Origin of the sequence: Paraburkholderia sp. Cy-641 (genome assembly GCF_011752945.1) — a bacterium.
Classification (GTDB): Bacteria; Pseudomonadota; Gammaproteobacteria; order Burkholderiales; family Burkholderiaceae; genus Paraburkholderia.
The window spans coordinates 125,996-134,501 of record NZ_VWWM01000018.1 but is presented as its reverse complement, the minus strand read 5'-3'; the positions used below and the strand labels follow the sequence as shown (position 1 = coordinate 134,501).

Here is an 8,506-nt window from a genome sequence, read left to right as displayed (position 1 = left end):
CGTGTTGCCCTTCAGCAGACGCGAGCCATGTCGTGTAAAACGATGCCCGTTCCGGCAGATGACCGGGTACACCGCTTTTCCGCCGGCCCACTGCGTAGCCAGCAGCGTCATGCCGCTGGCGGCAGCCGCCTGCGCCAGACGTTGAAACCGGGTCGCGTCACCGGGCCGTGAGCCGGTACGTGGAGTGGATGAAGTCGTCATGGTCGAAGTCCGTCGTCGTGATCGGAAATTACGCAGCCCGCTACGTTTTATGACTCTGGCGTCAGAACTGCATCGTCGCCTGAAAACCCAGTGTCACCCGCGCAGTCGGAAAACCCGACGGCTTGTAGATGGGCGTACCTGCAAAGAGGTCATAGGCGAATGCGCCGACCTTTGCCGATGTACCGCCACGCACACCGATCACCGCACCCGCCAGTTGTGTACCGGCAAGAAACGCGGCGTTCGGCCCGAACACATGGCCGTAATCGATACCTGCATATACCGACTGGCCCGTCGAGCCGATCGGCATCTGAAGCTCGTTGCGCCAGAAGAAACCACGCTCGGCGGCCAGCATCGTTTCGCCGTCGAAGCCGCGCACCGTGTAGCGGCTGCCAATGGTCAGGTCATCGATATAGTTGAGCGTGTTGTTGGTGAACTGACCGTGAACGGTTGTGACGTAGCGTAGCGGCTGGTTCGCGATCTGGAACGGCACCGACAGGTTCGCGTCGAGCAGGGCCATGTGAAAGCGGTAAGTCGGGCCATCAGGGTAATAGTCCGGCGTTGCGCCAAGTCCGCCGATCCCCTGACGGTAAGCGAGACTGCCATCGAACTGAGATGCGCCGAAGTAATGGCGATCGGTCAGCGCGGCTTCGATGAAGGTATTGTTGCGATGCTGCTGCGGAATATCGGCATCCTCGATGAAGCTCTCGCCGAAGCGCTTCGTCATCCGGAACTGCACGCCGAGCACATTGTTCTGGCTGCGCATGAGGACACGCGCCAGTTTGAAATCGACCGTCTGCGAATTGCCGCTTGACACGAAAGTCGTGTTGACGCCCGCGATCTGCTGATAGTACGTGTTCGTATAGGCCGACAGCGTGCCGGTCCAGTAGCCCCATGGAACGGTATAGAAGCCGTTCCAGCCGTGCGAGCCGAGGCGCCTGTCGCTGAATTCCAGGTCCTGGCTGACGCCGATGTTAAAGATATCGCTCAGCCCGAGCGGGTTGTCGATACCCAGGCTCAGGTTGCCCTGGAGCTTGCCAGTCGCACGCGTGCCCGAGTTGTCGACCGACGCGACCACGGTCCACGGCTTACTACGCTTCACGTCAAGCACCACGTCACTTTCGCCGGGTACGTCGGTCGGCACGATCTGCATGGACACGTCCTGGCTGCCGACGCGCTTCATCTGTTCGAGTCCCTGTTCGAGGTCGCGCAGGTTCAGCACGTTGCCATCGCGGGTCGGGAAGGCCGTCTTCCACGTGCCGCGCATGGCGGGATCGGCAAAGCGGACCTTGCCGATGACACCCGGCACCAGCGCGAACTTCAGCGTCCCGGTTGACAGGTCCTGTTCGGGCAGCAGTACGCGCGTGGTGATGTAGCCCCGGCTCAGGATGACCTGTTGCAGTCCCTTCGTGAGCGTGTCGAGTCCGGCCTTGCCTACGCATTGCCCCGTGTAGTGGTCGAGCCATTCGCGCGCGAAGGCGAAGCGGTCGAGCGGCAATGCGGATGCGCCTTGGTTGCTTACTGCGTCGGGCAGTGTCGCAGGTACATCGAGCACGAACGAGTCAATGCGGAAGCACGGCTTTTCAGCCGGCAGATCAGGCCACCCCAAGGTGCGCTCGACGGTTGAGCGCACCGAAGGTGCATTAACCGTCGCTTCGCGTTCCTGCGCATTGCGTTGCTGCTCGACCTGCTGGTTCTGCCCGGCACTGGCGCGTGCCGCTGCTGCGGTATCCGCAGGCGTCGGGGCCTGTTGTGCGTGGACAGCCGGCCCCGCGAGCGAGGCAGAGGCTATCAACGACAGAAGCGATAGCCTCTTGCTGATTTTCATTGTTCTTCAATTCCTGATTCTGATCAATATGCGGGTGCAGCGGACATTCGCCAATGGCGCGCAGTTGCCGGTTGAAGCGATACGCATTCGCGCCTTCAAACTTGCCCACAGCACTGCCCGATCGTCTCAGCGATGTGGGTGACTCGCCGTGGGGGCAAAGAAATAAATACCAAGCGCAGCAACGATGAGAATCGTCAGCATAACGAGCAATAGATTTCGCCAGCCTCTGCGAGTTGTCGGAAGGTCGCCTATGTCTCCGCCTGTACCGACACTGAAAAGTTCGAGAGCGACAAGAAGCAAAACAGCGATGACCATCGTCGCCTTCGCGATCGTACCGAAGAACATTTCGGCGAAGCGGTAGGGCCACGTGGAACGGCGCGGCTCTACTGGGGGACGGCGAAATTCTCGATGCATGATATTTCCGCAACAATGCGGCATCGTGGAAATGTGAAGCTGCTGTGCAGCCATGACCCCTTTCTTCCAGCTGGTTTCAACTGATAAGGTCGCTAGTTGGGAGTCGACTCAAAAGTTCGCTTGAATCTGCACGGACTTTCCAATTGCCGTGACTGATTTTGACTAGACCATCTTTCAGAACGACCGACGACGCAGCAGGCAATGCCAGAAATGGAATGACTTCTGGGCGGTTGCTCGCAATTTCGAACAGTGAGGCCAAACGGCCTTCGCTAGAAACGTTCCCTCCTGTGGTAAAGAGCCATTCCGAATCCGTGCCCGAAGGAGGGTCTCGGAACATCTGAAAGCTCTTCGACGCCATGAAGTCCGGGGACATAATATAGACAGGGCTATCTACGGTTTCGTCCTTGTTCCCACTATTGAGCGTCGCATTGCCCGCCCCATCCCCCCGATTACCACCCGGCTATCGATGGCGCTGTGATTATGAACGTGTCATGTTCGGCTGATTCTGAGTGGATAAATTCAATCGCGGTGAGGTTGTTCACATGCGCCCTGTCCTGATCAATCGGTGGTTCCGCACCGTCCCAAATACAATCGATGCGTGCCTCGAACCCAGGGTTATGCCATATCCCACCCTCTATGCGTGATACTACAAACCCACGTTTCGAGGCCTCGGCACAGACAGCAATTGCTGCTTCAGTTGAAAGCTTCATGACAATACTTCCGTTGTGCGAAAAGTAGTCGCTTGCATCGACATAACGCTTCGTTCTATCAATACTCATTATTTGCCCTTCCATTGAATTCGGCTGTCAACGATCCATCCCGGATCGGTCTTGTCACTGACCTGAACGACTTCCCCAGTTCTATCGTTCACGACAACATATCCATCTTTCGATCCATATACCGTCGCAGTGTCGTTCCCAGGTAACCCAACTGGTGTTTTCGATGTCGAGCGCTGGTCGAAAGCTGTGCCCGTAGGGCCATCATTTATTGCATTCTGAATGTCCTGCGTGGTCCATCCTCTCTCTGGCAGTTGCGCCCCGATCTTGTTGTCAATGATAGGAGTCTGTGCTTTCCCATTGCTATCTTGATTCCCGCTGTTCAACATCGCATTAGCAGGCCCATACCCCGACCACCCCCAACCAACAGCGCTTCATCCCGATGTAAGCGGTGTATCAGAGAATCGTCCAATTGTGACAAAGACTTCGTTCAAACCTTCATCCGAAATAACGCTTGCTCTAGTCGCTTCGTCAGGAAAAATCTGGCTGATTCTTTCACTCCACAACGCTGCGATGAACACTGCGAGTTCTTTTGCCTTTTCGAATGAAATTCCTTGAAAAATATCAGTTAACTCAACCATATTTGTCCATGCCTGAGCCTGCTCCGGGTGCATCCCGTTGTTTCGATACTCCTGGTATCTTTCGCCATCGAACCATTCGACGATCACGACAACGCCATCGAACATGACCATTTGTGGAGCAAACAAATGACCCATACAGAGCGCAAAATCCCAAGGCAACGCGACCTTTGCAGAGACAGCATGTATGAAGTCTAAAGCCGAGAATTTGCCGCCGTTTGCCTTGACGAAATCGTCGTATTTCCAGTTTTCAATAGTCATTTCACTTACCCCTTGGGATTTCATTCGGTGTAGCAGGCCGAACCACGCCTTTCCCCACAAAGACTGTTCCATCCGGCGCTACATTTGCACTTGTTTCCTTAACGTTGGGACGTGGGATTCCTCCATGATCTTGCCCAGATCCGCGATATTGCAGCGAAGTCCCATCGCTGTTGTACGTGGTGTACTGCCCGTCGGGTCCTGGGCGCTCTATGATTGTATGCGGCAAACCATCTGCTTCCGGCAACGGAGCGGGCGGCTTGTTTCTTGACTTGCCGCTTGACCCTGAACTATCACCGGCGCTTTCGGAGTTTGCGTCGTTCCCGCTATTCAGCGTCGCCGTGCTCGGCCCATACCCCGGAGTTCCCGGCACCGCATTCATTGCCTGTCCAGCCACAGAGTCCGCCAGCACAACCCCCGGACTCGCCGCAGGGGGCTTGCCGCCGCCCGTGCCCACCACGGCATTCAGCCCGTTTGCGACGCCCTGTGCCAGCAGGTCGATTGGCGACTCGGACATCCTGGCCTGTGCGCCTGACTTCACCTGTCCGACGAACTGGTCAATCAGCGTACTAACGGAAAACGAGTCGAGGTCAGGCGGGCTGCCAAGCGCCTGCGCGACGATGCCCTTCACGCGTGCGTCCTTTGCCGCCGCTTCCGTGTCCATCGACTGGTTATACAGGTTCACCCCTGACGCCATCGCAGCACCCGCGCTGCCACCAACCAGGCCGCCCGCCAGACCCGATAGGATATTCCCGCTAATGTTGCCGATCAGCGACGAACCGGTCGCGTCGGATACAGCGTCTGCCGCCGCCTTCGTCTGGTCCGCGAGCTTCGAAGAAATCGCTGCGCCTGCTGCGCCACCGAACGCACCGAATACGCCGCCGCCCAGGCCGCCGATTACCGCTCCGCCTCCCGCCTGAAGCGCAGCACGCGAGTCACCACCTTCACGCCAGTTCGCGTAGTCGGCCAGCGCGGCTGCCAAAGCCTGCGGATCATTGCTGTTGGCTGCCGCTTCGACCGCATTAGCCGCAGCGTCGCGCTTCATATCCGCATACGCACCGATACCTTGCGCCATGACCTGACCCGCCGCCTGCGCTGCGTTCATCAGATCGGCCTGCTGCGCGAGCAGCGCATTCACATCCGGCGTCTTCGACACCGTACCGTTGGTGTCGGTCGTATCCCGGCTCAGACCCGCTACGTCCTGCGTCTGCTTCGCGCCATCCGTGATATTGATCGTGCCCGCACCCATACCGTGACTGCAAACTGGGGTCTGTCCGGCTTCCTTCCCTGTTGCCGTGGCGGTCTCCGCAACGGCAACGAGCATGTTTCCCAGATGGCTGAATACCAGCCGATAACTATCTTTATTCACTTTGCCAATTCACGTTACGAAGCAATCAGGGCTCGTAAACTAATGACTGACGGGTTTTAAATCCAGAATAAAAAGGTGAATAACCGTCAAATTTCGCATTAATACATCGTGAATAACGAATTAGGATTTATCTTATTTCAGACGGATATGTTTTATGCTGAAATAAAAAGCCCGCGCGGGACGGGCAGTTAAAACGGACACCAGCAGTTCATCGACGAAAGGTGTTGAAACCGGCCGTCTGGTTACGATGTACCCAGACGTGTCACCATGACCGCGTACACCGATCCCGGCACTCGCGTAGCAGTGCATGCACCCGCCGCCGCTCCTCGCGCCAGTACGTCGAGCACATGCCATGTTTCAACGCATTGAGCTTCGCGGCGGCTTTGCCCGCATTAGAGTCGCTAACACAACCTGGACATCAAGCGATGGACGCCATATCCTGGCGAGATGGCAAGACGAAAAATCAGTAACGAGTTGTGGGCGGCTCTGGAGCCGTTGATTCCAGTGTTCACGCCGTCGCCCAAAGGCGGACGCCGCCGGACGGTGGATGACCGCGCAGCATTGAACGGCATCCTGTCTGTCCTGCAAACAGGCATTCCATGGGAATACCTACCGAAAGAACTGGGCTTCGGCAGCGGGATGACCTGCTGGCGAAGGCTACGCGACTGGCAAGCCGTAGGCGTGTGGGAGAAACTGCATCTGGCGATGCTTTGCCGATTGCGTGAGCATGACCAGATTGATTGGGAACGGGCAAGTCTTGATGCCGCCAGTGTTTCCAGCCCCCGGGGGGCCAGGAAACCGGCCCTAACCCGACAGACCGGGGCAAGCTCGGGTCGAAACGGCACATCGTCGTAGATGCGCGCGGCATTCCGTTGGCCATCACGGTCACGGGTGCTAACCGGCACGATTCGATGGCATTCGAGCCCACGCTTGATGCCATTCCTGCGGTGCCAGGCCTGAACGGACAGCCACGCAAACGCCCGGGCAAGCTGCATGCGGACAAGGGTTATGACTTTGCACGCTGCCGTCGTTACCTGAGGCAGCGCGGCATCACGGCCCGTATCGCCCGCCGTGGCGTGTCAAGGCCCGCGCAGCGCGGGCCTTGTCGTTTTCGGCCGTACCTGTCCCCGGAAAAGCGCACCATGCGCGACCGCTACGCCAGTCACGCTGCCGCCTTGCGCGATGCGCTGCGCTACGCCGTAGAGCGGTGCGGCAGGGAGGTGATCGAGCGGCAAATCGAGGAAATCGGGAAACGATTGCAGGATGATTTGCACGTTGGCGTCGCCGTGATTGGCCGTCTTGCAGGACGTGCGCAATTCGGCAAGGCAGGTGTCTTCGAGGTAACCGCGCAGGGTCGGAATGCCGCGCGTTGCCTTGGCGACTTGCGAGCGCTTCACCTTGCGCACGGCAACAGTAGTCAGGGAATCACCTTTGCGGTCCTGTAGTTCCGACTCACGGCGGGCTGCTTCGCGTGCTTCGCCGGGTTCATATCCGGCCACCGGCCCACGGTAAAGCGGCCCATCGAACCGTCCGGGCGCATCCATCGGTATGTATAGGTTCTGAGCCTTGCAAGACTTTTTGTTTTTCTGGCAATCCCATGCCTGAAGCGATGCAAGCACGGCACCCCCGCGGCGTCCGTGCCTCAATAATCCCGCGCCCCGGTGATAAACTCCTATCACCCTTTCTCGTCCCCTTTCCAATGAAATTCTGTTCTGTCTGCGGCCACGGCGTCAGTCTGAGCATTCCGCCGGGCGACAATCGCGAGCGCTTCGTATGCGGCAGTTGCGGCACGGTGCACTATCAGAATCCGCGTAACGTGGTCGGCACCGTCCCGGTCTGGGACGACAAGGTGCTGCTGTGCCGTCGCGCGATCGAGCCGCGCTACGGCTACTGGACGCTGCCCGCCGGCTTCATGGAAATGGGCGAGACGACCGCCGAGGCCGCCTCGCGCGAAACGCTCGAGGAAGCCGGCGCGCGCGTCGAGGTGCAAAACCTGTTCTCGCTGCTGAACGTGCCGCACGTGCATCAGGTGCATCTGTTCTACATGGCGCGCCTGCTCGATCTCGACATCGCCGCCGGCGAGGAAAGCCTCGAAGTGAAGCTCTTCGAGGAACACGAAATTCCGTGGGACGAGATCGCCTTTCCGACCGTCGGCCAGACCCTGCGCTTCTTCTTCGCCGACCGCACGGCCGGCAGCTTCGGCCTGCACACGGGCGACATCTTCCGCTCGCTGCGCGAAGGCTAACGAGCGCACATGGTTCCCTGGCTCGGCGTCGACGATCCGTTTCCGCCTGTCGAGCGCGCGCTCGGCGCGTCGAGCGGCGCGCCGGGACTGCTCGCGGCGAGCGGCGACCTGCTGCCGTCGCGGCTTATCGACGCTTACCGGCGCGGCATCTTCCCCTGGTACTCGGACGGCCAGCCCGTGTTGTGGTGGAGCCCCGATCCGCGCATGGTCCTGCGCCCCGCCGAATTCAAGCTGTCGCCGTCGCTGCGCAAGACGCTCAAGCGCGTGCTGCGCGACGATGCATGGGAAATCCGCGTCGATCACGATTTCGCCGCCGTAATGCGCGCCTGCGCGCAAGCGCCGCGACGCGGACAGCGCGGCACCTGGATCACGGCCGACGTCGTCGAGGCGTATTCGTCGCTGCATCGGATGGGCGATGCTCACAGCATCGAAACCTGGTTCGAGGGCCGGCGCGTGGGCGGTCTGTATGGCGTGTCGTTCGGCACCATGTTCTTCGGCGAATCGATGTACACCGAGGTCACCGACGGCTCGAAAATGGCGCTGGCCGCGCTGGTCGGGCACCTGCGACGTCACGAAGTAGAAATGATAGACTGCCAGCAGAACACATCGCATCTGGCGTCGCTGGGCGGGCGCGAGATAGCGCGCAAGGCGTTCGTCGCGCACGTTCGCGCGTCGGTTGGCGCACCGGCGATTCCGTGGCGCTTCGACAAGACCGCATGGGTCGAACTCTTCGCGCGCGCCGCATAGGAAGAATCAGGCCGAATCCGCTCCGCCGCCCGCGCCCATCAGGACCGGGGCCATGAACCGCCAGGCGCGCCGGGTTTGCATTACCAGAGACGC

The 8,506-nt window shown here is 59.4% G+C and carries 9 protein-coding genes and 2 pseudogenes; 3 read left to right on the top strand and 8 right to left on the bottom strand.

The features are described 5' to 3' along the window. The 7 genes and pseudogenes from F3J20_RS31845 to F3J20_RS32555 all read right to left on the bottom strand — a co-directional run. Nucleotides 1–201: pseudogene (locus F3J20_RS31845) on the bottom strand (hypothetical protein); the annotation flags it as partial. A gap of 61 nt (nucleotides 202–262) precedes the next feature. Further along, nucleotides 263–2,026, bottom strand: a complete 1,764-nt coding sequence (locus F3J20_RS12305) for a ShlB/FhaC/HecB family hemolysin secretion/activation protein (RefSeq protein ID WP_167283498.1) — start codon at nucleotides 2,024–2,026, stop codon at nucleotides 263–265. 126 nt (nucleotides 2,027–2,152) lie between these two features. Beyond that, nucleotides 2,153–2,494: a hypothetical protein gene (locus F3J20_RS12300; protein ID WP_167283497.1), complete on the bottom strand. Its 342-nt coding sequence runs from the start codon at nucleotides 2,492–2,494 to the stop codon at nucleotides 2,153–2,155. Between the two features lie 395 nt (nucleotides 2,495–2,889). Beyond that, on the bottom strand, nucleotides 2,890–3,219 hold the full coding sequence (locus F3J20_RS12295) for a colicin immunity protein (RefSeq protein ID WP_167283496.1): 330 nt from the start codon (nucleotides 3,217–3,219) through the stop codon (nucleotides 2,890–2,892). Then, on the bottom strand, nucleotides 3,219–3,545 hold the full coding sequence (locus F3J20_RS12290) for a colicin E5-related ribonuclease (RefSeq protein WP_167283495.1): 327 nt from the start codon (nucleotides 3,543–3,545) through the stop codon (nucleotides 3,219–3,221). Before F3J20_RS12290 ends, F3J20_RS12295 begins: the two co-directional genes overlap by 1 nt. Nucleotides 3,546–3,590: 45 nt before the next feature. Further along, entirely contained in the window at nucleotides 3,591–4,055 is a 465-nt protein-coding gene (locus F3J20_RS12285) for a hypothetical protein (protein ID WP_167283494.1), read from the bottom strand. Between the two features lies 1 nt (nucleotide 4,056). Beyond that, nucleotides 4,057–5,421, bottom strand: coding sequence for an ESPR-type extended signal peptide-containing protein (locus F3J20_RS32555; RefSeq protein ID WP_167283493.1), 1,365 nt, complete (start codon nucleotides 5,419–5,421; stop codon nucleotides 4,057–4,059). A gap of 447 nt (nucleotides 5,422–5,868) precedes the next feature. Between F3J20_RS32555 and F3J20_RS12275 the strand changes: the two are divergent. Next, a pseudogene (locus F3J20_RS12275) lies at nucleotides 5,869–6,500 on the top strand (IS5 family transposase); the annotation flags it as partial. Here the strand turns inward: F3J20_RS12275 and F3J20_RS12270 are convergent. Then, the gene (locus tag F3J20_RS12270) at nucleotides 6,501–7,040 is read right to left on the bottom strand and encodes a hypothetical protein (protein ID WP_167283402.1); all 540 of its coding nucleotides are present in this window, start codon (nucleotides 7,038–7,040) and stop codon (nucleotides 6,501–6,503) included. 80 nt (nucleotides 7,041–7,120) lie between these two features. On the opposite strand from F3J20_RS12270, the gene F3J20_RS12265 reads away from it, so the two are divergent. Beyond that, a complete protein-coding gene (locus F3J20_RS12265; protein WP_167038618.1) occupies nucleotides 7,121–7,666 on the top strand; it encodes an NUDIX hydrolase in 546 nt (181 codons plus the stop codon). 9 nt (nucleotides 7,667–7,675) lie between these two features. After that, entirely contained in the window at nucleotides 7,676–8,413 is a 738-nt protein-coding gene (aat, locus tag F3J20_RS12260) for a leucyl/phenylalanyl-tRNA--protein transferase (protein ID WP_167038620.1), read from the top strand. The last annotated feature ends 93 nt before the right edge of the window (nucleotides 8,414–8,506 follow it).

What these genes read in the sequence shown, in the direction of transcription:
- F3J20_RS12305 (WP_167283498.1), bottom strand. Translation starts at nt 2,026, where the DNA reads ATGAAAATCAGCAAGAGGCTATCGCTTCTGTCGTTGATAGCCTCTGCC.
- F3J20_RS12300 (WP_167283497.1), bottom strand. Translation starts at nt 2,494, where the DNA reads ATGGCTGCACAGCAGCTTCACATTTCCACGATGCCGCATTGTTGCGGA.
- F3J20_RS12295 (WP_167283496.1), bottom strand. Translation starts at nt 3,219, where the DNA reads ATGAGTATTGATAGAACGAAGCGTTATGTCGATGCAAGCGACTACTTT.
- F3J20_RS12290 (WP_167283495.1), bottom strand. Translation starts at nt 3,545, where the DNA reads ATGTTGAACAGCGGGAATCAAGATAGCAATGGGAAAGCACAGACTCCT.
- F3J20_RS12285 (WP_167283494.1), bottom strand. Translation starts at nt 4,055, where the DNA reads ATGACTATTGAAAACTGGAAATACGACGATTTCGTCAAGGCAAACGGC.
- F3J20_RS12265 (WP_167038618.1), top strand. Translation starts at nt 7,121, where the DNA reads ATGAAATTCTGTTCTGTCTGCGGCCACGGCGTCAGTCTGAGCATTCCG.
- aat (WP_167038620.1), top strand. Translation starts at nt 7,676, where the DNA reads ATGGTTCCCTGGCTCGGCGTCGACGATCCGTTTCCGCCTGTCGAGCGC.